Raw genomic sequence first — 25,331 nt, 5'->3', positions numbered from 1 at the left:
GATAATCTCTGCAGTATAAAAATCTTTTAGATTTGACATCAGAATCTATGCCCAAGAAAAATAAAGCCAAATTGATCAGTTCATTTAGGAAAAGTACCTATTTTCTGGCATTGACTGTTCCTCTTTTTGCCTCGTATGTACGTTCAGATTCTTTAAGAAATCTAGCTAATCCAAAAAATTCGAATCTTGATCTGAAAAAACTTGAGATTGCTGAATCAAAAAAAGTTTTTGAAACAGAAGCAGAGACTTCCTCAGATCCTTTGGTATTAATTTCAGAGATTGTGATTGAAGGTCTTGAGGGCCACCCAGAGCAAAAACGCTTGGAATACGCAGCTTACGATGCAATGAGCATAAGGCCTGGTAGCAAAGTTACGAGAGCGGAAGTAAAAAATGATTTAAATGCAATTTATGCAACTGGTTGGTTCTCAGGAGTTGGGATAGACCCAATTAATTCTCCATTAGGAGTTCAAATTCTGGTGAAGGTACAGCCTAATCCATCTTTAAAACAAGTAGAAATAAAACCCAAGAATACAAGACTTAATCAGGAAGTAATTGATAGTATTTTTAAATTTGATTATGGAAAAACCTTAAATTACAATGTTCTTCAATTGCGAATGAAGAAACTAAAGGATTGGTATTTGGAAGAAGGATATTCACTTGCAAGGGTTACAGGTCCAAACAGAGTAACCTCTGAAGGTGTGGTTCAATTGAATGTTATTGAAGGCACAGTTGAGGGAGTAAAAATACAATTTATTGATCAGGAGGGTAATACAGTTAGAGAGAATGGTAAACCCGTAAAAGGCAAAACAAGAAAATGGGTAATAGAAAGGGAGCTTGCTACTAGGAGAGGTTCTATTTTTAATAGAAAAGTTTTGGAATCTGATATTAAAAGATTATATGCAACTTCATTATTTAGTGATCTAAAAGTTACTTTAAATCCAGTTGCTGGTGAGCCAGGAAAAGTAATAGTGGTTTTGGGGATAAGTGAACAGAGAACAGGTTCTTTGACTGGTGGTTTGGGTTACAGTGGTGCTCAGGGATTTTTTGGTTCTATAGGCCTTCAAGAATCGAATTTACTAGGAAGGGCTTGGAAAAGTGATTGGAATTTTACTTATGGAGAGTATGGAGCTTTAATAAAATTATCTTTAACAGATCCTTGGATAAAAGGCGATAAATATAAAACTTCTTTTAGAACTTCGGTTTTTATTAGTAGAGAAGTTCCTCAGGAATTTAGAAGTGATGAAGGCGGCAAATTTGAAGGGGTGACAGATTATTCACAAGCATCAGGCTCTGCTGGTTCGGCAACAGTTTATGACATTGGCACGGCACATGGGGGAGGCGTTGGAGGGCCTTTCGCCTCAATATCTGCTGCAGAAGCAAGCAACGCAAATTTAAGTTGGTTTGATTATGCAGGCGATTCGATAATCCTTCAAAAAACAGGTGGAGGATTCTCTTTTACAAGGCCTTTTAATGGAGGTGATCCTTTTAAAAAAGCAGAATGGAGTGCTTTGATCGGGATGAACTTTCAAAAAGTTCAGCCAATAGATTATTCATCTCAAGAAAGACCTTATGGTGTAGCAAGTAAAAAATATTCAGAGGGGACTGCTACTAATGATGATGTGATTTGCGTAGCTTATAATTGTGCTCAAGAAAATACACTCGTTAGTGTAAGAACTGCTGTTAATAGAAATAAATTAAATAATGCTAGGAACCCTACTGATGGTGACTTTTTAAGTGTTTCCTCTGAACAATTTGTTTCTGTTGGTGAAAACTCTCCAACCTTTAATAGAGCTAAAGCTAGTTATTCATACTTCATCCCAATTAATTGGGTAAAATTACATAAAGGTTGTAGACCTAAATCTGGTGAAGAATATAACTGCCCTCAGGCTCTTGGATTCCAATTGAAGGGAGGTTCAATATTGGGAGATTTGCCACCATATGAGGCTTTTTGTTTGGGCGGGTCTAAGTCTATTAGAGGATGGAGCTCATGTGATTTGGGTGTGAGTAGAAGTTATGGCGAGGCTTCAGCTGAATATAGATTTCCTATTTGGCGAATGGTCTCAGGCAACTTATTTTTGGATGCTGGAACAGATTTTGATACTCAAGATAATGTTCCTGGTAAGCCAGGTGTGCTTTTAGATAAGCAAGGCTCTGGATTCTCAACAGGAGCTGGACTATCTTTTAATACCCCTGTTGGACCTTTAAGAGTAGAAATTGCAAGCAAGGATTTCGGAGATGATTGGCGTTATAACCTTGGGTTTGGTTGGAAGTTCTAGTGGATTGGCTCCCTGAGAATTATGAAGAAGCCTGGACTCTGAGTGAATCAGTGTCCAGAGAAGGTGTGTGTTTGCACAGTGGACTTAACTCATATGTAGTTCTTTCTCCTTCTGATTCATTAGGCTTTCATGTTGAATTCCTCGATCAAGACGCTTCCCCCCAAACACTTCATCCAAGCCAAGTAGTTAGCACACAACTTTGTACAACACTGAAACTCGGCAATAGGACCCTTGGGACTGTTGAGCATCTATTGGCTGCTTTGGTTGGGTGTGGTCTTACTCATGTGAATATTCAAGTCTCTGGTACGGAAGTTCCTTTGTTGGATGGCTCTTCTCTTGGCTGGGTAGAAGCAATTAAAGAAGCTGGTATAAAGTCTGCAGGCAGTGAACGCAATACAATGCGGCCTCTGAAGAACCCTTTGACAATTTATAAAGGTCAAAGTGTGGTAACGGCTGTTCCTTCTGACAGTCTCAAATTGATAGGAATAATTGACTTTCCATACCCAGCGATAGGGAAACAAATTTTTTCAATAGATCTCACTCCTAGAAAATTTGTTGGAGAGATTGCTCCAGCTAGGACATTTGGCTTTAAGGATCAAGTGGACGATTTGATGGCAAAAGGTTTAATCAAAGGAGGTAATCTTGAAAATTCCCTTGTGTGTGATGGTAGCTTTTGGTTGAATCCTCCATTGAGATTTGAAGATGAGCCAGTAAGGCATAAAATACTTGACTTGATAGGCGACTTGGCCTTGGTCGGCTTGCCAAAAGCACAGGTCTTGGTTTACAGAGGATCTCATGCCCTTCATGCTGAATTAGCAGCTGCCTTCTTAGAAGAAAACCTCTCAACTTAATCTTCTTTTGACTAAACCTCCATCTCAATCTGCTGTTTTAACCACCGAAGGAATAATGGGCTTACTACCCCATAGGTATCCTTTCGCTTTGGTGGATCGTGTAATTGAATATGAGCCAGGTAAAAGTGCTCTTGCGATTAAGAATGTCACGTTAAATGAGCCCCAATTTCAAGGGCATTTCCCAGACAGACCATTAATGCCAGGAGTTTTAATAGTTGAGGCAATGGCTCAAGTCGGAGGTTTAATTGTTACTCAGATGTCTGATTTACCTAAAGGGTTATTTGTTTTTGCTGGTATAGATGGAGTGAGATTTAGAAGACCCGTAGTTCCAGGAGATCAACTTATGATCAGGTGTGAATTAATTAGTATTAAAAGGCAACGCTTTGGAAAGGTCAAAGGAGAAGCAAAAGTTGATGGACAGCTTGTTTGTTCTGGAGAATTGATGTTCTCTTTGGTTGATTGAGTATATGAGCCAGTCAAGCAATTCTCAAAATTTGACTATTCAAAGGCCAGTGGAGGTTCATCCATTGGCTGTAGTCGATTCACGTGCAGAACTTGGTAATGGAGTGACCATTGGCTCTGGAGCTGTAGTAGGTCCAGAAGTGCAAATTGGAGACAATACTGTAATTGGTCCAAATGTAGTATTGGATGGCCGTTTGAAAATAGGGTCTTTTAACAAGGTCTTCCCTGGAGCTTGTATAGGACTTGAACCTCAAGATCTGAAATACAAGGGAGCACCTACTGAGGTTGTAATTGGAAATAGAAATACTATTAGAGAATGTGTAACTGTTAACCGAGCCACTAATGATGGGGAACAGACAAAGATAGGAGACGATACACTCTTAATGGCATATACGCATATTGCCCATGGTTGTGATATCGGGAATCAAGTAGTTATATCAAATAGTGTTCAGGTAGCAGGAGAGGTGGTAATTGAAGATCAAGCAGTAATAGGCGGTTGTTTGGGAATTCATCAGTTTGTTCATATTGGTTGTCTTGCAATGGTTGGTGGAATGACAAGGGTAGATAGAGATGTCCCTCCTTATTGCCTAGTGGAAGGTCACCCTGGACGAATGCGTGGCTTGAATCGTGTGGGAATTCGTCGTAGAGGACTTGAAAGTCAAAATCCAAAGGAATTTAAGGAGTTATTAGAGATTTGGAATTTGATTTTTAGGTCTAAGCATGTTTATGCAAAAGGCTTGGAATTAGCTAGAGAAAAAAAACTTATGCCTGCTGCTGAGAAACTATGTACTTTCCTCGAAGCATCTATTACTAAAGGACGTAGAGGCCCTATGCCATTTCTGAATTCTGCTCAGTGATTATGCGGTTGCTTATAAGCACCGGGGAAGTGTCTGGAGATTTGCAAGGCAGCTTTCTTGTAAAAGCCTTGAAAGAAGAAGCAGCAAAACGCTCTATCACATTGGATTTAATAGCTTTAGGTGGTGAGAGAATGCAAGCTGCTGGAGCGAAATTGCTCGCTAATACTTCTTCTATTGGAGCTATTGGCTTTTGGGAAGCTTTGCCTTTTGTTATGCCCACCTTGCGTGCACAAGCTGCAGTCAATGAACTCCTAGTTAAAGATCCTCCAGACGCATTAGTTTTAATTGATTACATGGGGCCTAATATTCGACTTGGGAACAAGGTTAAAAAGGCTTTGCCAAATATTCCTATTACTTATTACATAGCTCCGCAGGAATGGGCTTGGAGGATAGGAGATGGAGGCACTACAGACTTGATTGGTTTTACTGATAAAATTCTGGCCATATTTCAGGAAGAAGCTGAGTTTTATTCAAGTAAAGGGGGTAATGTCTCATGGGTAGGCCATCCAATGCTTGATAATTTAAAGAAATTACCCCCAAGAGAGGAAGCTTGTGCAAAGTTAGGAATAGATAGTTCTAACAAGGTACTTCTAGTTCTTCCTGCTTCTAGATCTCAAGAGTTGAAATATATTTTGCCAACACTCGCTGAAGCAGCAGCCTTATTACAAAAACTTGATCCCTCTATTTTTGTACTTGTTCCTGCTGGTATGGCAAGCTTCGAGAAAGAAATACAGAGGATACTTACCGATCATGGTGTAAATGGAAAAGTGATACCATCAAGTGAAGTAGATGCTTTGAAGCCAAGCCTTTTTTCTGTCGCCAACATTGCTCTGTGTAAATCAGGAACCATTAATATGGAACTAGCTTTGCATAATGTTCCGCAAATTGTTGGATATAAAGTAAGTAGAGTAACGGCATTCATTGCTAAATATTTGCTGAAATTTCAAGTGGATCATATTTCCCCAGTCAACTTGTTATTGAAAGATAGATTAGTTCCTGAATTAGTTCAAGACCTGTTTACTGCAAATTCAATTTATGAATCATCTATTAGTTTATTATATGATAACAAGGCTTGTTCTGATATAATTAATGGATACAAAAAACTTAGAGATACTTTGGGTGAAGAAGGTGTTACAAATAGAGCTGCAATTCAAATCTTAGATTTGTTAGATAAATGAAGATATCTCATCTAAAAAGAAACCTAATTTCTTTACTTTGTTTTGTATGCATTCTTTTTTCATTCCCATTATTTTCAATAGCAGTTGATGAAAATGCAATTTTAGCAGGAGGTTGTTTTTGGTGTTTAGAACATGATTTAGAAGAAATACCGGGAGTTATTTCTGTAGTTAGTGGTTACACTGGTGGGGCGTTGCATTCACCTACTTATAAAAACCATGATGGGCATCAAGAAGCAGTAATTGTAACGTTTGATTCAAATATTCTTACTTATTCCAATCTTTTAAAAAAGTATTGGAAGAATATTGATCCCTTTGATTCTGGCGGTCAGTTTTGCGATAGAGGAAACTCTTATCGCCCAGTTATTTTTGTTGCTAATTCGTCTCAATTAGAGGAAGCAAGGCTGAGCTTAAAAAATGCATCAAAGGAGTTATCTATTCAGCCAAATGAAATTAAAGTTGAGATTAGAGATGCAACACAATTTTGGTTGGCAGAGGATTACCATCAGGACTTTGCAAGAAAAAATAAGCTTAAATATAATTTTTATCGTTATAGTTGTGGAAGAGATAAGCGCCTGGAAGATCTTTGGGGCTAGAGCTAAGGTTTGAATTTGGCTCAGCAATAAGCGCAAGTAAATATTATGAGAATATTAAGAATTTAGCGCTATGTATTAAATCTTTAGTAAAGATTGTAGATATGAACATTTCTCGTACTGTTTTATAGCTATAAACTTCAAGCGTGATGTAAGTAGAGAATGCTTATGTATTTATTGATTGTAAAAGATGGTTTGGTTACTAGATATATAGGACCTTATCCAACCACTAAGACTGCATCAGATGACCTTCAGAGAGTTTTAATTTCTTGTTCTAATAGGGCTACTTGGCAAATACATGCTTTAGAGTCGTCAGCTCCTAAATCATTTAATTCTCAACAAGACCTCTTAGAAGATGAATATGAGTTGAAAGCCTCTTAGTTTAATTATCGTTTGTGGTTTAGTTTTGTTTGTTTTTCTGTGTCGCCCAGTTGACTAGTGTTCTGACTCCAAATCCTGTTGCTCCTGCTGGATCTATCCCCCTATCTTTATCTGCCCAGCAAGTGCCAGCAATATCAATATGTGCCCATGGAATTTCTTTATCAATAAATTCATTAAGAAATAAAGCCGCAGTAATCGATCCACCAGCTCTAGGACCAGTGTTTTTTAAATCTGCGAGCATTGATTTTAAACCTTCCTTATATGATTCTTTTAAAGGCATTTCCCAAAGGCCTTCTCCTGCAGCCTCTGATGAATTAAGGAGTTCTTCAGATAGTTCTTTGTTGTTACTCCAAAGACCAGCCAATTCTTCTCCAAGAGCAATCACGCAGGCTCCCGTAAGAGTAGCTAGGTCAACAATTGCATCTGGATTTAATTCACATGCATAAGTCAGTGCATCAGCAAGAGTGAGTCTGCCTTCGGCATCTGTGTTATTAATCTCAATTGTTGTTCCATTAGAAGCTTTGACAATATCCCCTGGATGAACAGCAGATCCATTGACCATGTTTTCACAAGTGGCAACTAAGAAATGGACTTCAGTTCGCTCAGGCTTTAGTTCCGCAATAGCTCTTGCAGCACCTATCACTGCAGCACTTCCACCCATGTCATATTTCATCATTTCTATCTGAGATGCACCTACTTTTAGATTGTATCCACCTGAATCAAATGTGAGACCTTTCCCAACCATTGCTATTCGGCGCGTTATTTCGCCTTTAGGTGTATAAGTTAGATGAATAAATTTAGGCTCTAGGTCAGATCCTTGGGCTACAGCGAGAAAGGCTCCCATCCCTTTTTCTTGACATTGTTCGCGATTAAGAATTTGCACTTTCAATCCAAATTTTTTAGCTATTGCAATGGCTTGATTAGCTAATTCTTCAGGAGTTAGGCTGTTTGGTGGGGCTCCAACAAGTTCTCTTGCCAGTTCAACACCTGAGCATATAGGTCCGATTTCAGTTAAAGATTTATTTGCAGAATTTGGGAGGCCTAACAGATCAACTCTTGCAGGAATTTGCCTTTCTTTTTTCTCATTGCGAAATCGGCAATCTTTAAAAATCGAAAGCCTTGCAGCTTCTCCAACAGCTTTAGCAACTATTCCTGCATCAAAAGAATCCCAAGGCAATAAAATTCCTATATTTCCAACAGTACCAATACTCTTTTTCATGCTTAGAGCAGTGGCATTGCGTAAATCATTGAGAAGAAGCTTTTCTGCTTGCCCAAGACCTATGAAAATGATTTTTTTAGGCTGTTTATCTATTAGTTGAAAAACTTCTATCTCTCCCTTTTTGGCACTAAAATCTTTTTCCTTTAGAGAATGACTTAAAACTTTTGTGTCACAAATATGATTTAAAACATTTAGCTGACTGTCAATATCCCCTTCTAGTAGACCTAGGACTAAAATTGATTCCTTCCAGCTATTAAGATTCTGCTGAAAAATTGAAACTTGCATTTTCCTTTAACGAGACCTTTTGATATTAGCTATTAGATGCTAAGGAGTGATGTCAGAGGTGAAAGGGGTGCCCCAGCGATTTCTAGTTTCTTTGTTGAACGGAGGCAGCCAAGCTTGAATCAATTTCTGCTCTAATAGCCTTCTGGCTTTTGTTTCTTGTGGCACATCACTCCAAAAGCGAATGCTTAGTTGTGCCTCCAGGCCGGCTTTCTGGAGTGACTGTAAGTAGGCTTCAACATACTTTTTGCAATCATGCTCTCCTTTCCAACGCTTTTCGGCAGCTAGAGTTTCTCCGATATAAAGCAGTAAATTTGAACTATTGCTTAGCTTATCCATTACTAGATATATAGCAGGACCTGTGTGATCACTTCTTGGCCATTTCCAGAAATTTATCGGCAATGGAGTTAATTTTAATGGATTCAAATTATTTCTAGGAGTCTCTGAGTTCTGAGAGAAAAGGGACCCTTGTAATCGAGTATTTAACTTTCCTTGAAATAAGTCTGATTGATGCGCACAAACTGTCCTTTGCCAGTTTTCGAGTACTTCCTTGCTAAGAAATAGTTCATTAGATGACTTGGCAGGTGATTGATAGAAGGAATCAAAATCATCAAACAACTCACCTTGTCTTTTAAATTGCTGCATGAGTGTATTTTTAGAGCACAGGCATGGGATCTTTAATATTCTTGAGAGAATGATTTAGGCATGCAAACTAAATTTTTACAGCATTCGTTTTTTAGAGAAATAGACTTGAGAGAATTTTTCCACCGGCAATCCCTACATGCCTAAATTTGAAACATAGTTCAAACTTATAACAAACCAAGCCCAAAGATTTTTGAATTTTTCTTTTGGCTTTCCCTAGAGTCATTTTAATTTTGCAACTGTTCAATTTTTAAAATTACTCCGCAGTAGCAACGTCATCAAGTTTGGCAGTATGGCTTTTTTTGAATCCGAAATTGTTCAGGAAGAAGCGAAGAAGCTTTTTACTGATTATCAAAATCTAATGAAGTTGGGCTCGGATTACGGAAAGTTTGATCGAGAAGGAAAAAAAATGTTCATCGGAAATATGGAGGAGTTAATGGATAGATATAAGGTTTTTATGAAAAGGTTTGAACTATCAGAGGATTTTCAGGCAAAGATGACAGTTGAGCAATTAAGAACCCAACTAAGTCAATTTGGTATTACACCAGAGCAAATGTTTGATCAAATGAATCTGACTCTAAATAAGATGAAATCACAACTTGATCAATCTTCTACCTAACAGCTAATTGTCTCACTAGTATTTGATTAAATAAAGATTTTCTAATGCTGGAGGAGCTAATTAAATTACCAAGTTGGTTGAATCGTGGAGTTGTTGATTTATTCCCGTTGACTCAAGTTGATGATCTAGGCCAAAACTTATCGCAAAGGCTTAGGGAGTCTTCTAAAAACAAGATCCCTCTGAGAGTTAAGTTAGGTATTGACCCCACAGCTTCAGATATTCATTTGGGACATAGTATTTTATTTCGTAAGCTAAGAGCTTTTCAAGATGCAGGACACACAGCAGTTTTAATCATCGGAGACTTTACTGCTCGTATTGGAGATCCAACTGGTAAAAGTAAAACAAGGACCCAATTGTCGGCTAATGAAGTTGATAGGAATGCAAAAACATATTTGGAGCAACTTGGACACGGCGAATGCAATGAGACATCATTATTAGATTTTCAAACTCCTGGACGTTTAGAGATACGTAGAAATAGTGAATGGTTAAATAACTTTGACATGGTAAAGACCATTGATCTTCTAAGTAATGCCACTGTTGGTCAAATGCTTGCGAAGGAAGATTTCTCAAAGAGGTATAGTTCAGGCACTCCAATTTGCTTGCATGAGTTCCTTTACCCTCTCTTGCAAGGTTATGACTCTGTAGCAGTTAATGCCGATATAGAACTTGGGGGTACAGATCAGAAATTTAATGTAGCTATAGGACGAGATATGCAGCGTTTATTTGGGCAGCAACCTCAGTTTGGCATGTTGTTACCTATTCTTATAGGATTGGATGGTGTTCAGAAAATGAGTAAGAGCCTTGGTAATACTGTTGGCCTGAACGAAGATGCTCTTTCTATGTATTCAAAGTTAGAAAAGGTACCAGATGAATTAGTTGATAGCTACTTTACTTTGTTAACTAATTTAGAACCTAGTGAAATATCAATGGACCCTAGAGAGAAACAGAAATTGATGGCATTAACTGTCACATCAAACATTCATGGAGTATCTGCTGCCAAGGCTGCACAGGAAGATGCTTCAAAGCTTGTCTCAGGTGTGCAAGAATCCTTACATGATGTTCCTGAAATCTCTCTTTCAAATATCACATTGCCAGTAAAGGCTTTCTATTTACTAAGCTCTATTGGCTTATGCGTGAGCAGTAGTGATGCCAGACGTCAAATACAAGGAGGAGCAGTTCGTCTTGATGGCAATAAGATCTTAGATCCAAATGTTGAGTTTAAAAATAAAGATCAACTTATAGGAAAAGTTCTTCAATTGGGCAAGAAGAAGTTTAGACGTTTTGCTAATTAATTCTATTTTTTAAATATAGATGTATTTAGCTAACCCACAAGACAAAATAATCCTTGCTTTAGACGAGATGGATGCGTTAGAAAGCCTTGAATTTGTAAGAAAAATACCTGATTTGATTTGGGTGAAGGTTGGCTTGGAATTATTTGTCGCTAATGGTCCCCAAGTGCTTGATGAATTAAGGAACGAGGGAAAAAAAATTTTTCTAGATCTTAAGCTTCATGATATTCCCAATACAATGGCGAGAACTTGTTATAGAGCTGCGAAGAGCGGAGCACAGTTAATAACAGTACATGCTTGTGCAGGCGAGAAGGCGCTGTTGTATGCAAATGAAGCTGCTCTAAAAGGTGCAGCAGAAGCTTCTTTGCCTGAACCGATCCTTTTAGCAGTTACTGTCTTAACAAGTTGGTCTACAAATGAATTTGCTAGAGATCTGAATATAGAACAGCCTTTAGGGAAAAGGGTTGAGCACTTAGCTTCATTAGCTCATAAAGCGGGCATCAAAGGATGTGTATGTTCTCCTTTGGAGGTTAAGGCTTTGAGAAAAACTTACCCTTATCCTTTTGAATTAGTAACCCCTGGGATTCGTTTGTATAATCAAGGAGTAGATGATCAAGCAAGGGTGATGACTCCTCGAGAGGCATTAACTTCTGGAGCATCGAGATTAGTTATTGGGAGATCAATAACTAAGGCTTCAAATCCAACTGAGATTTTTAAAAGGATATGCAATGAAATAAGTGAATATGGCTAATTCCTTTATTTGACTTTTGTTTCTTCTCCTTTCATTAGACGACTTATATTTGTTCTATGTCTCCAAAAAACCAACAACATTGCAGCAAAGCTTGCCAATACGTATGCAAGTGAACCTTCATCTCCTCTCAGGATAAACAGCATAAAAATAGGTAGACTAGAAGCTGCAGATAGGCTAGAGATCGAGACGATTTTAGTTGAACTAAAAATTGCAAGAAAAACGCATAAAGAAGCAAAACCTACTTGCCATGATAACCCTAGAAATACACCAAGACCTGTTGCTACTGCCTTGCCTCCTTGCCACCTCAACCATATTGGCCATATATGGCCTGACAAAGATGCAAGACCTGCAAAAACCTGCCATGTAGGACTTAGTGTTAACAATTTTGCCATTAGAACTGAGAGAATCCCTTTGCCAACATCGATTAAGAAAACTGTTAAAGCTGCTTTCTTTCCTACATGCCTTAAAACATTTGTTGCACCTGTTGAACCAGAACCAACATCTCTAATGTCTATACCTTTTAGATATTTACTAAAAATGAAGCCAGTAGGAATTGAGCCAAGAAAATAGCTGACGCCAAGGCAAATTAAACCAAAAAAGAGTTCGGATGGTTCCATTAGATAAGTTCTTCTTCTAAATAGATTTCATCTGCTGTAGCTGCAAAAGCAAGCCAAATAGGAAATTGAAGGATAGGTATCTCAACACTTCTTTCCGCTGCATCAATAATAATTAATGGAACTTCATTTCTTTCTTCTAACCTATCCGCCTTTTCAATTACTCCATCAGCTCTTTCAAATAGAACTATTCCACTGTTTGGACCAAAGTCTTCTCTGCTTAGACCTAACGCATCTTGTAGGCCTCGTCTCCATTCCCCTAGACGTTCTGGCTGACTTGCTAGCACAAGTACTTGGAACCTATCTCCATACAACTCTCCAAGAACAGAGATTAATGCAGCTGCTACTAAAATATTTTTTGACCTATTTCCTCTGCTTGGTTGTGCACCCCGGCCACCCATGCCGAAAAACCAATCTTCAAGAAGTGATATATCTTTGTTCTCAAGACTTCTGCGCAGTTTCCATGGTTCTGCATAAAAATCTGGCTCTCCTAGGAATTGGCTGAGACAATGTCTGATGAGTTCTTCATCTGGTTTGAAAGTATCTGCTACAGCAGATATTGTCTCGACGGACTCTTCAACTGTTTCATTGTTTTTATCTAAAGGAGAAGGTGCTACCACCACTGGGCTAACTACTAACTCAAGTTGTTCAACTGATTGGACCAAATCTTGAAGGGCGCCTGATAGATACTCTTGAAACCCTTTTACTTTTCTAGCGATATCGTCGGATTGACCTGTAAAAGAACTTTTAACCTCTTGCTCAATCTGAGACTTTCTTTCAGATAATCTAGATATATCTTGCTCTAGCTCGACTCTTGTGTTCTTTATATCCTTGAGTGCGAGATCTAACAACGGATCAATTTGACTAGTCGACTTCTCTTGAGAGGTTCTCTCTACCTGTTCACTATTGGAAGGTTGTACTTCCGTTTTAGATTTTGCTAAAGAGATCTCTTGATCAATAGGAACCTTTGTATCAATAGTGTGATCTGTTTCGGTGCTATTTCTGTTTGGGAGGTCAGAGTCAGTCATTAAATATTGTTTAAGTGTTCGTGTATATGTTATTGGCTAGAGCTTTCTACCTTTTCAGCATGTATTTCAAGATTACCTACATGTAATTTTAGTTGTTCTTTAAGCATTGTTGTATCAAAAAGGATTGGTAATAAATGAGGACTAGCTTCTTCGCGAAAATAAAGTAGTCCTGGTAGTGCTGGAAGTAAAATTCTCCAGGCTATCCAATTTTTAAAAGGAAACCGGCGTATTTCTCTTCCTAATTGTAAAACTACCAGCTCTTCTGAGGTGAATTTTAATCTAAGTGTGAAAGATTGAAGTAATAAAAAGGTACCGAAACCACTAATAGTTAGAGGAGGCCATAGCCCAATAGGAAACACTAATAAGATTAGACCTAGAATTATAATTAATATAGGTAGTCGATGGTAAGGAGATAAGATAACTTCTCCTTTGGGTTTTTCTAGAGAGGAAGAATTGGAAAACATCAGCCGAAAAGGATTTTGGTTAATAAAACATCAACTAAGGAGACACTTAGCAAAGTCATTACTACGGCACCGGTTGTACTGGTGCCAACTTCTTTGGCGCCACCACGAGTGGTAAGTCCCCAACCGCAGGCGATGACGGCGATTAATAGGCCGAATACAACTGCTTTTACCAGCATGAATGGAATGTCGCTCGAAGCTAACCATTCTTTAACAGAATTCCAGAACACATTTGATGGGATGTTGTAGAAAGCAGTGCTGCTTATTTGACCACTCCATAAAGCAACAGTAAAAAATAGTAAACACTGCAAAGGAGCCATTATTACCATCGCAATAACTCGAGGGACTACAAGATAGTCAACTGGGTCTGTTTGCAACATAGTTATAGCGTCAATTTGCTCAGTAACTTTCATTGTTCCAAGTTGTGCAGCATATGCAGTCGCCACCTTCCCCGTTAACAGGGTGGCTGTAAGTAGTGGTGCTATTTCTCTAGACAATCCAATAGCAAGCAAACCTCCGACTTCTGATCCCACCCCTTGTCTGCTTAGCTCAGCAGCAACTTGAATGTTAAAGACAGTACCTGCTGAAACTCCAGTTATTAAAACAATAATGAAGCTTGCAGGGCCTGCCTCCATTAATTGATCTATTAGATCAGATTTGTTGATACTGCCCTTAGTAGTAGAAGCAATTGCTTGTCCACCTATAAGAAGGCTTGAACCAAGTCTTTTTAGCCAGCGAGGAAATTTCATTAATTAGTAGTCTCAAGAAGTGATTTGTTGTCAACCCAGTCCTTCATTATGAATAGTCCTATACCTACTAATATTGAAGGAATTAACCCCATGCTCATTCTTATTGTTGCTATAGCGCTATCAGGCTGTGTTAGACAGTTGTTGTTATTTAAACAATTGTTGGTTGAGATATAGCCTGAAAATGACAAAAGCAAGCCGAGCAGTTGAACACTTAACCCGATTCCAAGTTTTTGTATTAAAACCATCCACGCTGTGTAAATACCTGCAGGCTTTTCCGGGTCAGCATCTATTGCATCTGGGAGTAGAGACCATGGTATTAAATATGCTGTTGAGGCTCCAAAACCTACAAATAAGATTGTTATAACTAGTAGGAGCATTTTATATATTTCTAAACTATTTATAGCGAAAATATTTTCTATATATAAACCAGATGAGATTGGAGGTAAAATCATTGCAATTAAGCATGCTCCAATCCATATCAAGCCACCTTTCTTTAGTGAATTAATCCTTGAGTATTTAATGGAGTGAATGCTCCAAAATTGTAGCCCAAAAAGAGCACTTACTTGAAAGGGTATGGGGATCCATTTTGAAATTTCTATTGGTACTTTCATAACTTGTTCAAGGTATATTAACGAAACTGTTTGCATTAATTGGAGTCCGCACCATAGTAGGAGATACAAGCATATTATTTGAATAAAACGTTTGTTTTTAAGTATTCTTTTTATTTGAAAATGCAAAGGTTCTCGCTTTTGCATTGGTTTTCTTGCTTTCTTTGCAAATGGGGCAAGCCCCCAGCAAGAAATTAACGTAAAAACTGCAGCAAGTGAGCCTGTAATCCTACCCATTAAAATATAACCGTCGCCACCATTAGTTAATAATTTTGCAGCGATAATTAGACCACTTAAACCGGCTAGAATTGATCCAGTAAATCTAGCTGCGTTAAGTCGAGTTCTAATAGCAGTATTTTGAGTTAATTCTGTTGATAAGGCAGCAAAAGGTAAATTGACACTTGTGTAAGCAGTCATCAAAAGGATAGTTATTGCTATGTAATAGATTGTTTTTTCACTTGTGTCGCCTGGTGGAACCCACCAAATAGCTGAAAGACTTAAGCCTAAGGGAACAGCTGCGCCAATCATCCAAGGTAGCCTAGGCCCCCATCTGGAATTTGTATGATCACTTAGCCAACCAATAAGTGGATCATTAACAGCATCCCAAATTTTAATAACCATTAACAAGGAACCTGCTATAAATGCAGGTAAACCAGCTACTCCTGTGAAGAATGGGAAAAGGTAGAAGCCAAGTTGAGTTGCAGCTAAGCCTGTCCCAGCATCCCCAAGGCCATATGAAACCATTAGTCTTCTGCGCGACCCTTTGTTAAGTAATCTTGAATTTGTCACGCTTTTCGAAAGGGAAGGCACAAGGTAATAATGTAAGAAGTGCTAGACGAATCTCAGATATTATCTGATCTGAGTACTTGCTATTTAATGCGGGCGTAGTTTAGTGGTAAAACCTCAGCCTTCCAAGCTGATGATGCGGGTTCGATTCCCGCCGCCCGCTTTTGTAAAACAGTCTTCATTTTCTGAGCTTCCTGGAATGTCGTTCGGAAACTAATAACACGAAGCTTTTGCTTTCAAGTTCAAGTTGATCTTGATTAGAAAGATGCTTGTCTTTCTGAAGAATGTCATTCCTTGAGCCGGTATCAATAACTTTGACCCAAGGTGTAATAGGGCGAGGCAATTGAAAGGTCATTTTTTGGTTATAGGCGTTTAACCCAATCCAAATTATTGAGCCACTATCACTTTCATTAATGCTATAGCCAATTGTGTTGGACCAGCTACCCCAATCTGGTGACGACAGCTTTACCCCATGCCATTGCAGCCATATCTCTTCAGTTTTTTCTGAAGCTGGTTTCTCTGATGTTAGATTTATTAAAGGATTGAAGATTTTTGAAAATTGCATACGTAGATAAATAGTTTTTTTGACAAATTCTTTCAACTCTTCATCTTCATCTGCTTGATTCCAGACCATCCAACCAAGAGGGTTATTTTGACACCAGGAATTATTATTCCCTCCTTGACTTCTACCCACTTCATCTCCCATTAAGATCATTGGAATCCCTGGAGAAAAAATAAGAGTTGCAAAAAGATTTCTTTGCTGCCGATTCCTAATTGCAATGATTTCCTTATTCGTAGTTGGCCCTTCTATTCCATAATTCCAACTATTGTTGTGATTCTCTCCATCACGATTACACTCTCCATTGGAGAGATTATGCTTATGGTTATAACTAACTAAATCTTTAAGCGTAAAACCATCGTGGGAAGTTATAAAATTTATTGACTTACTAGAGCTTTTACTTTTGTCTTTGTAAATAGCTGGACTTCCCATTAGGCGATCTTTTAGAGGCCAAGTAGTATTTTTATCCCCTTTCCAAAACTTGCGAATATCATCTCTAAAATGACCATTCCAAGTCATTACTCGTTTGGCTGGAAAATCAGAAATTTTATAAAGTCCTCCACAGTCCCACGGTTCACTAATTAGTTTTAAATCACTTAAAAATGGATCACTTTCAATTGCTTCAAAAAGGGGTGGATTCTCTAAAGGGTGAAGGTATTCTCCTCTACTTAGAGATATTCCTAGATCAAACCTAAACCCATCTACGCCTAATTCATTAGCCCAACATCTCATTGATTCAAGTATTAATTGTGTTGTAAGAGGTTTATTTGCAGCAATGGTATTCCCACAACCAGTAACATCTAAATACTCTCCTTTTTCTCCTTTATGGTAATAAGTTGAATCTCCAAATCCCTTCCAGCTAATTACCGGACCTCTATCACCTCCTTCCGTAGTATGGTTATATACAACATCTAATATTATTTCTATATTATTATCATGGCATATTTCTACAAGTTTGCGAAATTGCTCCCTTGCATTTAAGGAGCAATTTGTATCAATGAATCCTTTATGAGGTGCAAACCAACTTATAGGACTATACCCCCAATAATTATTAAGTCCAGCAGGTGAATCAGAATCATCAAATGCAAAAACTGGTAATAGCTCAATAGCAGTAATGCCTAGATCCTTTATATAAGGAATTTTTTCAATTAAGCCAAGGAAAGTTCCTTTGATGCTTGAGGGGACTCCTGATTCAATATTATTTGTAAACCCGCCTACATGTAATTCATAAATAATAGTTTTATTCCAGGGATGTTTTGGACGTGGATGGGCTGCAAAGTCAAACTTTTTTCTTTCAGATACAACACCCTTTAGGCAATTACCAACATTCTCATTCGAGCAAATCGCTTTATTACGATCGTAAACATTCCATCCACTAATTTCTCTGGAGCAAGGGTCTAATAATATTTTGTTTGAAAATCTTGTTTCCTTAAAAACTTCTTTTTGCGTAGGAATCCTATAGCAGTAATGGCAACCTATAGTCAAACCTTCCACTTCAACATGCCAATAATCTCCAGATTTATGAGTTTCATCCAGGGAAATTACTTCTTTTGGTAAAGAGTCATCTTCACTTTTAAATATAATAAGTTCTAGATAATTAGCTTTCGGACAAGCTACTGAGAAATTGACTCCTCTTTTGGTTATGCTAGTGCCTAGCGGCCATGGAGACCCTTTATAGATTTTGCTCACTAGTTTTCCATTGCTAATAGTAAGCATCAAAGACAAATTAGTTGATTAACTATTTTTGGCAACATCATTTTTCTAATTAGTTTCATTTAATTGATTTAAGTCTATGCAAGTAAGAGAACTTATTTGGGCTTTCCCTCCCAAAAGAGGTGCTGACGATCTCACATCATGGTGGCTTGACTTGGGAACGGGGCCAGTATTGATTGATTGTCCTGAAATAACAACAGAATTCTTAGCGCAATTAAAAGTTCTTTCAAAGGGACGCAAAGCGAGCATTCTTCTCACAAGCAAATATTCACATGAAAATGCAAGAAAATTGCATGAGGCTTTGGGATGGCCTTTATTAGTTCAAGAGCAAGAGGCTTACCTGCTGCCAGGCTTAAAAGGCTTGAAGAGCTTTGGAGAGGAATATCGCACAAACTCTGGATTGGAATTGCTATGGACCCCAGGACCGACTCCTGGGAGCTGTGTTGTGTATGCTCCTGCACCCCTTAATGTGCTGTTCTGCGGACGTTTGTTAATACCCGTGTCAACTTCAAAACTTGCACCTTTGGGCAAATCAAAGACATTTCATTGGACAACTCAAGAGCGTAGTTTGTTTAAGCTTAGAGAATGGCTTCCTTCAGATGCATTGCCATTACTTGCTTCTGGATTAGGTTTCTATTCCCTAGGAAAAGATAAGTTGCTCCAATGGGATGCCTGGGAGCCACTAGCAAAAAGTTGAAATGTGTGTAACTGCTTTGTATAAAGCTTTGCCTTCCTCAATCTTTCTATTGCTTCTCGCGCGTTAGCTCCATACCATTAGCACGTTCGAGTATTTGGTGAATTGATCCCTATTAAGGGTCATTTGCCATTCACTCTCTGCAACAACTATCTTTTCCAATGAACAAAGCAGACCTGGTCAACCTGGTTGCAGCTCGTACAGAGCTCACTAAAACAGACGTTGCACTAGTTATTGATGCAGCCATAGAAACCATTATTGATTCAGTAGTGGAAGGCAAGAAAGTCTCAATTCTTGGTTTTGGTTCTTTTGAACCTCGTGATCGCTCGGCTCGTCAGGGCCTTAACCCTAAAACAGGCGAGAAAATCAAAATTCCTGCCAAGCGGGTTCCTGCCTTTACTGCCGGAAAGCTATTTAAAGATCGGGTTCAAGGCTGATTTTTTAGTACACAATTTGGTTTAGTAAATTTCTTTAAGTTTCTTAGAGACCCAGCTTTCTTGGTCTCTAAGACTTTTTATAGAAATGGATAAATTGTTGTCTGTTTCTCTTGCTAAGGCATTTCAAACTGGCTCTAGCCTTAGGGAGGTTGGCTATTCTGGCCGTTTTGCCCCTTCCCCAACAGGCCCACTTCATCTGGGTAATTTTCGTACGGCTTTAATTTCATGGCTAAAAGCTCGTAGTTCCTCAGGGAAATGGATTCTTAGAATTGATGATCTCGACACACCAAGGATTTTTCCTGGCTCAATAGAAAAAATTAAGGAAGACCTTTTATGGTTAGGTTTGTCTTGGGATGACCCAATAGTTTTTCAAAGTAATAGGAAGGATTTATATGAATCAGCAATAAAATTTCTTATAGAAAAAGGGAACATATACGCTTGTAAATGCACTAGGAAAACTTTAGCGGCTATTAGTAAATCTGTTGCTGGGTTGAATATTTACCCTGGAAGATGTAGGGATTTGGGCTTGCCTTTAGACTCTTCAAATTCAATACCTAATAGTTTGCGATTAAAAGTTGATAAATATTATTTACAATCATCGGGTGATGTAATTGTGAGACGTTCAGATGGCATTATCGCGTACCATTTGGCAACAGTAATAGATGACCTTTCTCTTGGTATTACTGAAGTTGTAAGAGGTAGTGACTTGGCCTCATCTTTGCCTTCACAACTTGCCATTAAGGATGATTTACATTATGAAAAAATTATTTACAGTCATTTACCTGTTATGTTGAACTCAGATGGAACAAAGTTATCAAAACGTTATGGTGGAATTACTTTAGATTATTTCAAAGAAAAAGGGATGAAATCTTCAAAAGTAATAGGACTGCTTGCTTCGACTCTTAACTTAGTGCCAAAGTACTCTGAGTTATCATGTGACGAGCTTTTAAGCGATATAAAGCAAAGAAGTTATCAACTAGATAATTTATGTGAAAGTCAATTTATTTCTTGAAACTACTAACTTTAAAAAATACATTGAAAGGATTTATGCTATTCGCTTTACTCTTTACAGGGGTAGAGATTTTAAAGCATCCATTAAAAGCCCAGGGCAGCTACTTGAACCAAGTTAGTAGCTTGTCTGCTAAATGCATCCACTCTAGAAGGGTAAGTTCTTGTAAGGATGCTTTGAGGAAAGCAGAGTCTTTTCAGTTATATGCATCTTCAAAAGGAAGGTATTCTTGCCAGACAAGATTGTTAGGCTTACAAGCTGATTTAATTATGATCATATTAAACTCGCCTCGGAGTAAGGCATTAAGTCTAACTATGCTTAGTGATCTTCAAAAAACATGCAAATACCTTTGAAAAAGGTTTTAATCAAATTGAGTAGGCATATATTTATTGAGTTTTACTATTTAATTTATAAATAAGGGCAATTTACTGCTAATTCTCTTAAGAGGTCACCTTGGTCAATGTATTTATGGATGAAACCAAATCAGCGTCTTCTGGAGATGCGATGTCAAAAAGTCCTAAATCCATAGCTCCTAATAGTAAATCGAAGAAGGCAAAGAATTCTTTTAAAAAGTCCAGTCCTCAGGAAGAATCATCAAAACAAGAGGTCCTTTTGAAGCTCCCAGGAGGTTTTGAATATAAAATGCCTGGTAAAAGACAGAGAATTGTTGTTGCTTCTCTTGTAGTGGGTTTGAATATGCTTCTTTTAATAGCAGTGGCTCTCTATTTTTACGTTCCTCAATTTAAAGAATTCATTTATAACGTCGGCCGGTAATTGTTTTTGAGTTTCAATTTTCATATCGCGCCATCTACTCTCTCTGAGAGGTTTTCAAGTGTAGTTATAATTTGCAATGATTCTGATTAAAAGTTATAAGTGTGATGACTTGAAAGCTAATTTTAAGGACTAATAAAAATCAACTATTTAAGCTATTATTGCGATTTAATTGCTCAATTTACATATAGACAAAAAGAAACCCTGCCGAAGGCAGGGTTTCTTTGAGATTCAATAAGGAAGTCTTTCCTAGTTTCGACTCCTTAGAGAAGCTCAACTCCTCACAAGACCATTATTGCGAATGCCTTCGAAGTTACAACTTCCCTTGTTGCAACTAGCTCAACTGTCACAGTGACAGTTGGGGGAGGCGTTCCACTTGAGACAAAGATGAAGAATGCTAAAGATTTAAGCCAGAAAGTGGTGTTTTGGCGTTAAATGTATCGATTGCTACCGGGGGGGTATGGTTCCTCAAGAGAAGAAAAGTCCTGAGAGTGGTAAATCGTCGATTCAGAGGAAAACAACTCTGAAGTGGGGAAATGATGGAGAATTATCAGCCGTAGATATGGCAAGAATTCTTGAAAAGCTTGAGAAGAGTGAGCTATTAGGATGTGATTTGACGTGTAATTTGGACAATTGATATTTGAAAAGTTAATTTGTAAGCTTTTAGCTAGGCTTTCTTAAGTTTTAATAGTAAGAATGAAAGTTGCTGCCATAGTTTCAATAGCAACTTTATTTTTCACTGCTGTTCTCGTGGGGGTCTTATATTTTTCTCCTAAATTTTTATCGGCATTTGAGGCTGACCAACGGTGTCACTCTGACCTCAAAATCAGCTTTGCTCAGGATGAGAAATTTGGCTGCGACCATGATCTTGAAACAAGGCAATGGTTGCTTTTTGAGGATCATTTAGATGAGAAGCCTGCAAAAGTGTTGAAAAGATATAGATATTAAAAAAAACGTTTTTTTCGTATTGATTAACTTGTATGAGTTTGACTAATTTTATTTCCCAAACTTATTCATGAAATTAGAGAAGAGTTGGGCCCCTATAACAATCGATATTAAAGCTGTTATTGTAAATGTTGAATACTGCCCTGTTGATCCGGCAGCGTAGATATTCTTTTGAAGCAAAGGGTAATCAATTAAAGAACCAAGAGTTCCCCATATTATTACCCAAATAGATACATAGCTAATCCCAAGCCAATCTTCTTTTTTCATGGTTATTTAGAATGATTTAGATTAATTAAATAGTTTAGAAACTCTTATAAAGATGGTGAGTTAACCTAGACCAAATATACTATGAGTTGCGGCTTGTCCGCCAAAGACTATTTCAGTTACTATAAGCATCAAGAAGCCAAACATAGCTGCTCTTCCATTTACTAACTCTGCATTTTCATTAAAGCCAAAAACTTGGTCTACAGATTGTCCTGAATTATCTAGCCATCTTGCATTCTCTCTGCTCTCTAATGCTGTTTCATTATTCTTTTGAATAGTTTGTTTGATTATTTGTTCTTCTTGCTCTTTGCTTGGTTTAGTCATTGCCAAAAAGGATTTTTAAATTACCAATCAATTCTATTTGCTCTTCCTACGTCTTTTTCTTTTTTTTCTGAGTTTCTTTATCATTCGAACCGACTTGCTAGTTAAATAATTCTTCTCATGTGCATTTAATCTATACCCTGTATAAGAAACAAGAAGGATAATTAGAAAAAGACAAATGTAGTAAGTCACTTTTGAAAGAAGTATTTTGGTTGTATTCTAATGTCATTCTATAGATAACCTTAGACTGGTATTTGAATAACTTTTGACTTCTCTTAAATTATATGGTCATTTACATCGTTTCTTGCTAGGACTTAATTAAATGAGGTTAGTCATGGAAGCTATTGTTCCAATTGTATGCGGTGTTTCGTTTGCAGTACTTGCGTTAATAGGATCTGTTGAACTGTTTAAGGAGCTTGGGTTTGCAGTTAGAAGTAAAGCACGCTAATGCATTCTTTATTTGAAGCTTCTTGGTTGATCCCAGCATCCCCTTTGGCTATTTCTGTTTTTATAGCATTATTGCTTCTGCTATTTAATAGAACAATGAACAGGCTTTCTAAACCTGTTACTTTTTTATCTATTATTAGTATATTAACATCAACATTAATCAGCCTATTTTTATTATTGAGCCATGAATCTGGAATAGTTCTTGATTGGCAGGCTGATGTTTTAAATCAAAGCCTAAAACTACACTTAGCTGTAGATAAATCCTCTGAGGTTGCTTTGATCACTGTTGGCCTAATTGTTATTTTACTGTTAACAACCTCGTACTTTCGCCTGCCAAGAAAAACAGGTTATGTGAGATATGTCACTTTAGTATCCTTCGCTAGTGGCTTAATATTCCTTTCTCTTATAAGTAGCGATATACCTCAGAGCTTGATTGGTGGCTTCTCTTTGCAATAGCCTTGTTGTCAATTTCATTTCTGCACTTTTTATATCTTAAAATTCTTTCTTGTTATGAATAAACTGTACCTAACTATTTTGAGAAGGTTTTACAGGAGCCCTAGAGTTTGATCTCAAAAGAATCTAATGTGTTACCAAAGAACATTGCACTTGTGCATGAATGGTTCTTATCTCGATCGGTTGGAGGTGCCGAGCAGGTTGTTTGTTCTATTGATAAATTAATTTCTTCTCTAGGTAGTCAAGCTCAACTATTCTCTTTAACAGAGAGTGAAAGTAAAAGGAAAGAAAGTTGGCTTTTTGGAAGGTCGATTCAAACCAGTTTGATTCAACAATTGCCTTTTGGAGCAAATAACGTACAGAAATTCCTGCCAATTTTGCCATATGCAATTGAGCAAATAAATGTTTCTGAATTCCCCCTTGTGATTAGTAGTAGTCACCTCGTAGGCAAAGGAGTTATTACGTCGCCTGACCAGTTGCACATTAGTTACGTACACACGCCAGCAAGGTATGCCTGGGATCAGATGAATCTTTACTTGGAACGATCTTCGTTAAGTCAAGCTGGTTTGGAACCTTTGATTAGGTTCCAATTGCATAAATTTAGACAATGGGATCAGCTTAGTGCTCAAAGGGTTGATTGCTTTATAGCCAATTCGCGGTTTACGGCGAGAAGGGTGATGAAGTATTGGCACCGTAAAGCCATTGTTATCCATCCCCCAGTTGACGTTGAGCGGTTTATATATCAGAGAGATAGGGATGATTACTATTTATGTCTTTGTAGACTTGTTCCAAATAAGAAAGTTGATGTTGTAATACGAGCTTTTAATTTGCTGAACTTACCTTTAATTGTTGTAGGGGATGGTCCTGATTATGGGTATTTAAAACAACTTGCTGGCCCTACTGTCGAGCTTCTTGGGTTCCAATCAAAGGAGAAGGTGGAAAGGTTGATGGAACGATGTAGAGCTTATGTATATGCAGGTATAGAAGACTTTGGCATAGCTCCGGTTGAAGCTATGGCGGCAGGAGCGCCTGTGATCGGATTGGCGAAAGGAGGGCTTTTAGATACAGTTAGATATTTTGAAAAGGATCTAACTGCCTCCACTGGAGTGCTATTCCCAGAGCAAACTGAAAAATCTTTGTTTGATGCAGTTTCTTGGTTTGAGGAACAAAAACTATACACAAAATTAAGTTCTGAAAGAATTAATAATTGGGCGCAAAACTTTCGACCAGAAGTGTTTTCCAATCGCCTTTCTTCCTTCTTGATGAAGTCATATAAAGACCATTTGGGATTTTACTCTCAAACTGAAGAATAATGAGAGTGCCTTAAGAACATATAATTGCTATGTTTGACGTTAAGGTGAAACATCTAATGAATGTAAGCATAAAATAAACTTCTGTTGTCAATTCTATTTGGTATTAAATTTTTAAAATGGTAAAAACAAAGCATTCGTATGATAGAAGCCTTAAAAGGGCAGGAGACATTGTTTTCTCCCTGACAGTCCTGTTAATAGGCTCTCCAGTATATATTTTAATAGGTTTACTTGTGAAAATAAGCTCTTCTGGACCAGTCTTTTATAAACAAGAAAGGGTTGGCCGTAATTTATCTAAATTTGGATGTATAAAATTTCGTACTATGTACCCTGAGGCAGAAGATATTTTAAATAATCTTCTTGAAAATCATCCTAATTTTAGGGAAGAGTTTGAGAGAGATTTTAAAATTCGAAATGATCCACGTGTGACACCTGTTGGTAAATTCCTTAGACGTTCAAGTCTTGATGAGTTGCCTCAATTTATAAATGTATTAAAAGGTGATATGAGTGTTGTTGGTCCTAGGCCTATTATCCAGGAAGAGGTAATTCGTTATGGAGAATGTATGAATGAAGTCAATGCTATAAAGCCTGGTATAACTGGCTTATGGCAAATTAGTGGTAGAAATAATTTAAGTTATAAAAGAAGAGTAGATCTAGATATTGCTTATGTACGCAAAAGGAGTCTTTTGATGGACTTTAGAATAATTATAAGAACCATTTTTGTTTTATTGTTTCCAAGAGATAGAGGAGCTTATTGAATTAAAT

29 protein-coding genes and 1 tRNA gene are annotated in these 25,331 nt (G+C 37.7%); 20 read left to right on the top strand and 10 right to left on the bottom strand.

Annotated elements, in window-relative coordinates:
- Positions 1-47 precede the first annotated feature (47 nt).
- The 7 genes from O5635_RS04230 to O5635_RS04200 all read left to right on the top strand — a co-directional run bounded on the left by O5635_RS04230 (position 48) and on the right by O5635_RS04200 (position 6,595).
- Entirely contained in the window at positions 48-2,276 is a 2,229-nt protein-coding gene (locus tag O5635_RS04230; RefSeq protein WP_052042903.1) for a BamA/TamA family outer membrane protein, read from the top strand.
- The gene (gene lpxC, locus O5635_RS04225) at positions 2,264-3,127 is read left to right on the top strand and encodes a UDP-3-O-acyl-N-acetylglucosamine deacetylase (RefSeq protein ID WP_241462952.1); all 864 of its coding nucleotides are present in this window, start codon (positions 2,264-2,266) and stop codon (positions 3,125-3,127) included. The genes O5635_RS04230 and lpxC overlap by 13 nt, the downstream gene beginning before the upstream one ends.
- Before the next feature lie 55 nt (positions 3,128-3,182).
- Positions 3,183-3,590 carry a 3-hydroxyacyl-ACP dehydratase FabZ gene (gene fabZ, locus O5635_RS04220; protein WP_052043093.1) on the top strand — a complete coding sequence of 136 codons (408 nt, stop codon included), beginning with the start codon at positions 3,183-3,185 and terminating at the stop codon, positions 3,588-3,590.
- Between the two features lie 4 nt (positions 3,591-3,594).
- The gene (lpxA, locus tag O5635_RS04215) at positions 3,595-4,446 is read left to right on the top strand and encodes an acyl-ACP--UDP-N-acetylglucosamine O-acyltransferase (RefSeq protein WP_036902257.1); all 852 of its coding nucleotides are present in this window, start codon (positions 3,595-3,597) and stop codon (positions 4,444-4,446) included.
- Positions 4,447-4,448: 2 nt separating this feature from the next.
- The gene (lpxB, locus tag O5635_RS04210; RefSeq protein ID WP_036902259.1) at positions 4,449-5,624 is read left to right on the top strand and encodes a lipid-A-disaccharide synthase; all 1,176 of its coding nucleotides are present in this window, start codon (positions 4,449-4,451) and stop codon (positions 5,622-5,624) included.
- Positions 5,621-6,217, top strand: coding sequence for a peptide-methionine (S)-S-oxide reductase MsrA (msrA, locus tag O5635_RS04205; protein WP_269608061.1), 597 nt, complete (start codon positions 5,621-5,623; stop codon positions 6,215-6,217). Before lpxB ends, msrA begins: the two co-directional genes overlap by 4 nt.
- A gap of 165 nt (positions 6,218-6,382) precedes the next feature.
- On the top strand, positions 6,383-6,595 hold the full coding sequence (locus O5635_RS04200) for a hypothetical protein (RefSeq protein WP_052043095.1): 213 nt from the start codon (positions 6,383-6,385) through the stop codon (positions 6,593-6,595).
- Positions 6,596-6,614: 19 nt separating this feature from the next.
- Here the strand turns inward: O5635_RS04200 and O5635_RS04195 are convergent, their stop codons facing one another.
- Both O5635_RS04195 and O5635_RS04190 read right to left on the bottom strand, forming a co-directional pair.
- Complete coding sequence (locus O5635_RS04195) at positions 6,615-8,099, bottom strand: leucyl aminopeptidase (RefSeq protein WP_036902267.1); 1,485 nt, start codon at positions 8,097-8,099, stop codon at positions 6,615-6,617.
- A 39-nt stretch (positions 8,100-8,138) separates the two neighbouring features.
- Positions 8,139-8,741, bottom strand: a complete 603-nt coding sequence (locus tag O5635_RS04190) for a hypothetical protein (protein WP_036902269.1) — start codon at positions 8,739-8,741, stop codon at positions 8,139-8,141.
- Between the two features lie 289 nt (positions 8,742-9,030).
- On the opposite strand from O5635_RS04190, the gene O5635_RS04185 reads away from it, so the two are divergent.
- The 3 genes from O5635_RS04185 to pyrF are packed head-to-tail and all read left to right on the top strand — an operon-like array spanning position 9,031 to position 11,397.
- Positions 9,031-9,357 carry a DUF1825 family protein gene (locus O5635_RS04185; RefSeq protein WP_036902271.1) on the top strand — a complete coding sequence of 109 codons (327 nt, stop codon included), beginning with the start codon at positions 9,031-9,033 and terminating at the stop codon, positions 9,355-9,357.
- Positions 9,358-9,401: 44 nt separating this feature from the next.
- The gene (tyrS, locus tag O5635_RS04180) at positions 9,402-10,649 is read left to right on the top strand and encodes a tyrosine--tRNA ligase (RefSeq protein WP_036902273.1); all 1,248 of its coding nucleotides are present in this window, start codon (positions 9,402-9,404) and stop codon (positions 10,647-10,649) included.
- A gap of 19 nt (positions 10,650-10,668) precedes the next feature.
- Complete coding sequence (gene pyrF / locus O5635_RS04175; RefSeq protein ID WP_036902276.1) at positions 10,669-11,397, top strand: orotidine-5'-phosphate decarboxylase; 729 nt, start codon at positions 10,669-10,671, stop codon at positions 11,395-11,397.
- A gap of 5 nt (positions 11,398-11,402) precedes the next feature.
- On the opposite strand, the gene plsY is transcribed toward pyrF, so the two are convergent.
- From plsY to O5635_RS04150, 5 genes are read right to left on the bottom strand one after another with little or no spacing between them, the layout of a single operon-like run.
- On the bottom strand, positions 11,403-12,014 hold the full coding sequence (gene plsY, locus O5635_RS04170; protein WP_036902279.1) for a glycerol-3-phosphate 1-O-acyltransferase PlsY: 612 nt from the start codon (positions 12,012-12,014) through the stop codon (positions 11,403-11,405).
- A complete protein-coding gene (locus O5635_RS04165) occupies positions 12,014-13,039 on the bottom strand; it encodes a DUF3086 domain-containing protein (RefSeq protein ID WP_036902280.1) in 1,026 nt (341 codons plus the stop codon). The genes plsY and O5635_RS04165 overlap by 1 nt, the downstream gene beginning before the upstream one ends.
- 29 nt (positions 13,040-13,068) lie before the next feature.
- Positions 13,069-13,503, bottom strand: a complete 435-nt coding sequence (locus tag O5635_RS04160; protein WP_036902282.1) for a DUF3119 family protein — start codon at positions 13,501-13,503, stop codon at positions 13,069-13,071.
- The gene (locus O5635_RS04155) at positions 13,503-14,249 is read right to left on the bottom strand and encodes an MlaE family ABC transporter permease (RefSeq protein WP_036902284.1); all 747 of its coding nucleotides are present in this window, start codon (positions 14,247-14,249) and stop codon (positions 13,503-13,505) included. Before O5635_RS04155 ends, O5635_RS04160 begins: the two co-directional genes overlap by 1 nt.
- Positions 14,249-15,601 carry an MFS transporter gene (locus tag O5635_RS04150; RefSeq protein ID WP_036903536.1) on the bottom strand — a complete coding sequence of 451 codons (1,353 nt, stop codon included), beginning with the start codon at positions 15,599-15,601 and terminating at the stop codon, positions 14,249-14,251. The genes O5635_RS04155 and O5635_RS04150 overlap by 1 nt, the downstream gene beginning before the upstream one ends.
- Positions 15,602-15,735: 134 nt before the next feature.
- On the opposite strand from O5635_RS04150, the gene O5635_RS04145 reads away from it, so the two are divergent.
- Positions 15,736-15,806: transfer RNA gene (locus O5635_RS04145), tRNA-Gly, on the top strand.
- Between the two features lie 15 nt (positions 15,807-15,821).
- Here the strand turns inward: O5635_RS04145 and O5635_RS04140 are convergent.
- Positions 15,822-17,918 (bottom strand): glycogen debranching protein, encoded by a 2,097-nt coding sequence (locus tag O5635_RS04140; protein ID WP_152557304.1) that lies wholly within the window; start codon positions 17,916-17,918, stop codon positions 15,822-15,824.
- A gap of 76 nt (positions 17,919-17,994) precedes the next feature.
- Here O5635_RS04140 and O5635_RS04135 point away from each other — a divergent pair, with 76 nt between their 5' ends.
- The 6 genes from O5635_RS04135 to O5635_RS04110 all read left to right on the top strand — a co-directional run bounded on the left by O5635_RS04135 (position 17,995) and on the right by O5635_RS04110 (position 21,774).
- Positions 17,995-18,612 (top strand): MBL fold metallo-hydrolase, encoded by a 618-nt coding sequence (locus O5635_RS04135; RefSeq protein WP_269608053.1) that lies wholly within the window; start codon positions 17,995-17,997, stop codon positions 18,610-18,612.
- Between the two features lie 158 nt (positions 18,613-18,770).
- The gene (locus tag O5635_RS04130; protein ID WP_036902288.1) at positions 18,771-19,046 is read left to right on the top strand and encodes an HU family DNA-binding protein; all 276 of its coding nucleotides are present in this window, start codon (positions 18,771-18,773) and stop codon (positions 19,044-19,046) included.
- 85 nt (positions 19,047-19,131) lie between these two features.
- Positions 19,132-20,058: a tRNA glutamyl-Q(34) synthetase GluQRS gene (gene gluQRS / locus O5635_RS04125; protein WP_036902289.1), complete on the top strand. Its 927-nt coding sequence runs from the start codon at positions 19,132-19,134 to the stop codon at positions 20,056-20,058.
- Between the two features lie 465 nt (positions 20,059-20,523).
- Positions 20,524-20,829 (top strand): hypothetical protein, encoded by a 306-nt coding sequence (locus tag O5635_RS04120; protein WP_241462953.1) that lies wholly within the window; start codon positions 20,524-20,526, stop codon positions 20,827-20,829.
- Between the two features lie 457 nt (positions 20,830-21,286).
- Positions 21,287-21,463, top strand: coding sequence for a hypothetical protein (locus O5635_RS04115; protein ID WP_193742020.1), 177 nt, complete (start codon positions 21,287-21,289; stop codon positions 21,461-21,463).
- A gap of 59 nt (positions 21,464-21,522) precedes the next feature.
- Positions 21,523-21,774, top strand: coding sequence for a hypothetical protein (locus tag O5635_RS04110; protein ID WP_036902292.1), 252 nt, complete (start codon positions 21,523-21,525; stop codon positions 21,772-21,774).
- A gap of 48 nt (positions 21,775-21,822) precedes the next feature.
- Here O5635_RS04110 and O5635_RS04105 read toward each other — a convergent pair whose 3' ends face one another.
- Together O5635_RS04105 and O5635_RS04100 are read right to left on the bottom strand one after the other, a co-directional pair.
- On the bottom strand, positions 21,823-22,038 hold the full coding sequence (locus tag O5635_RS04105; RefSeq protein ID WP_036902294.1) for a hypothetical protein: 216 nt from the start codon (positions 22,036-22,038) through the stop codon (positions 21,823-21,825).
- A gap of 60 nt (positions 22,039-22,098) precedes the next feature.
- Complete coding sequence (locus O5635_RS04100) at positions 22,099-22,359, bottom strand: chlorophyll a/b-binding protein (protein ID WP_052042907.1); 261 nt, start codon at positions 22,357-22,359, stop codon at positions 22,099-22,101.
- A gap of 444 nt (positions 22,360-22,803) precedes the next feature.
- On the opposite strand from O5635_RS04100, the gene O5635_RS04095 reads away from it, so the two are divergent.
- From O5635_RS04095 to O5635_RS04085, 3 genes are all read left to right on the top strand, one after another.
- Positions 22,804-23,259, top strand: a complete 456-nt coding sequence (locus O5635_RS04095; RefSeq protein WP_052042910.1) for a hypothetical protein — start codon at positions 22,804-22,806, stop codon at positions 23,257-23,259.
- A gap of 110 nt (positions 23,260-23,369) precedes the next feature.
- Positions 23,370-24,569, top strand: a complete 1,200-nt coding sequence (locus tag O5635_RS04090; protein WP_036903547.1) for a glycosyltransferase — start codon at positions 23,370-23,372, stop codon at positions 24,567-24,569.
- A gap of 116 nt (positions 24,570-24,685) precedes the next feature.
- Positions 24,686-25,324 (top strand): sugar transferase, encoded by a 639-nt coding sequence (locus tag O5635_RS04085; protein ID WP_036902296.1) that lies wholly within the window; start codon positions 24,686-24,688, stop codon positions 25,322-25,324.
- The last annotated feature ends 7 nt before the right edge of the window (positions 25,325-25,331 follow it).

This window comes from Prochlorococcus marinus str. MIT 0919 (genome assembly GCF_027359375.1).
GTDB lineage: Bacteria > Cyanobacteriota > Cyanobacteriia > PCC-6307 > Cyanobiaceae > Prochlorococcus_D.
This window is presented reverse-complemented; position numbering and strand designations above follow the sequence as displayed.

What these genes read in the sequence shown, in the direction of transcription:
- O5635_RS04230 (WP_052042903.1), top strand. Translation starts at nt 48, where the DNA reads ATGCCCAAGAAAAATAAAGCCAAATTGATCAGTTCATTTAGGAAAAGT.
- fabZ (WP_052043093.1), top strand. Translation starts at nt 3,183, where the DNA reads ATGGGCTTACTACCCCATAGGTATCCTTTCGCTTTGGTGGATCGTGTA.
- lpxA (WP_036902257.1), top strand. Translation starts at nt 3,595, where the DNA reads ATGAGCCAGTCAAGCAATTCTCAAAATTTGACTATTCAAAGGCCAGTG.
- lpxB (WP_036902259.1), top strand. Translation starts at nt 4,449, where the DNA reads ATGCGGTTGCTTATAAGCACCGGGGAAGTGTCTGGAGATTTGCAAGGC.
- msrA (WP_269608061.1), top strand. Translation starts at nt 5,621, where the DNA reads ATGAAGATATCTCATCTAAAAAGAAACCTAATTTCTTTACTTTGTTTT.
- O5635_RS04200 (WP_052043095.1), top strand. Translation starts at nt 6,383, where the DNA reads ATGTATTTATTGATTGTAAAAGATGGTTTGGTTACTAGATATATAGGA.
- O5635_RS04195 (WP_036902267.1), bottom strand. Translation starts at nt 8,099, where the DNA reads ATGCAAGTTTCAATTTTTCAGCAGAATCTTAATAGCTGGAAGGAATCA.
- O5635_RS04190 (WP_036902269.1), bottom strand. Translation starts at nt 8,741, where the DNA reads ATGCAGCAATTTAAAAGACAAGGTGAGTTGTTTGATGATTTTGATTCC.
- O5635_RS04185 (WP_036902271.1), top strand. Translation starts at nt 9,031, where the DNA reads ATGGCTTTTTTTGAATCCGAAATTGTTCAGGAAGAAGCGAAGAAGCTT.
- tyrS (WP_036902273.1), top strand. Translation starts at nt 9,402, where the DNA reads ATGCTGGAGGAGCTAATTAAATTACCAAGTTGGTTGAATCGTGGAGTT.
- pyrF (WP_036902276.1), top strand. Translation starts at nt 10,669, where the DNA reads ATGTATTTAGCTAACCCACAAGACAAAATAATCCTTGCTTTAGACGAG.
- plsY (WP_036902279.1), bottom strand. Translation starts at nt 12,014, where the DNA reads ATGGAACCATCCGAACTCTTTTTTGGTTTAATTTGCCTTGGCGTCAGC.
- O5635_RS04165 (WP_036902280.1), bottom strand. Translation starts at nt 13,039, where the DNA reads ATGACTGACTCTGACCTCCCAAACAGAAATAGCACCGAAACAGATCAC.
- O5635_RS04160 (WP_036902282.1), bottom strand. Translation starts at nt 13,503, where the DNA reads ATGTTTTCCAATTCTTCCTCTCTAGAAAAACCCAAAGGAGAAGTTATC.
- O5635_RS04155 (WP_036902284.1), bottom strand. Translation starts at nt 14,249, where the DNA reads ATGAAATTTCCTCGCTGGCTAAAAAGACTTGGTTCAAGCCTTCTTATA.
- O5635_RS04150 (WP_036903536.1), bottom strand. Translation starts at nt 15,601, where the DNA reads ATGGTTTCATATGGCCTTGGGGATGCTGGGACAGGCTTAGCTGCAACT.
- O5635_RS04140 (WP_152557304.1), bottom strand. Translation starts at nt 17,918, where the DNA reads ATGCTTACTATTAGCAATGGAAAACTAGTGAGCAAAATCTATAAAGGG.
- O5635_RS04135 (WP_269608053.1), top strand. Translation starts at nt 17,995, where the DNA reads ATGCAAGTAAGAGAACTTATTTGGGCTTTCCCTCCCAAAAGAGGTGCT.
- O5635_RS04130 (WP_036902288.1), top strand. Translation starts at nt 18,771, where the DNA reads ATGAACAAAGCAGACCTGGTCAACCTGGTTGCAGCTCGTACAGAGCTC.
- gluQRS (WP_036902289.1), top strand. Translation starts at nt 19,132, where the DNA reads ATGGATAAATTGTTGTCTGTTTCTCTTGCTAAGGCATTTCAAACTGGC.
- O5635_RS04120 (WP_241462953.1), top strand. Translation starts at nt 20,524, where the DNA reads ATGGATGAAACCAAATCAGCGTCTTCTGGAGATGCGATGTCAAAAAGT.
- O5635_RS04115 (WP_193742020.1), top strand. Translation starts at nt 21,287, where the DNA reads ATGGTTCCTCAAGAGAAGAAAAGTCCTGAGAGTGGTAAATCGTCGATT.
- O5635_RS04110 (WP_036902292.1), top strand. Translation starts at nt 21,523, where the DNA reads ATGAAAGTTGCTGCCATAGTTTCAATAGCAACTTTATTTTTCACTGCT.
- O5635_RS04105 (WP_036902294.1), bottom strand. Translation starts at nt 22,038, where the DNA reads ATGAAAAAAGAAGATTGGCTTGGGATTAGCTATGTATCTATTTGGGTA.
- O5635_RS04100 (WP_052042907.1), bottom strand. Translation starts at nt 22,359, where the DNA reads ATGACTAAACCAAGCAAAGAGCAAGAAGAACAAATAATCAAACAAACT.
- O5635_RS04095 (WP_052042910.1), top strand. Translation starts at nt 22,804, where the DNA reads ATGCATTCTTTATTTGAAGCTTCTTGGTTGATCCCAGCATCCCCTTTG.
- O5635_RS04085 (WP_036902296.1), top strand. Translation starts at nt 24,686, where the DNA reads ATGGTAAAAACAAAGCATTCGTATGATAGAAGCCTTAAAAGGGCAGGA.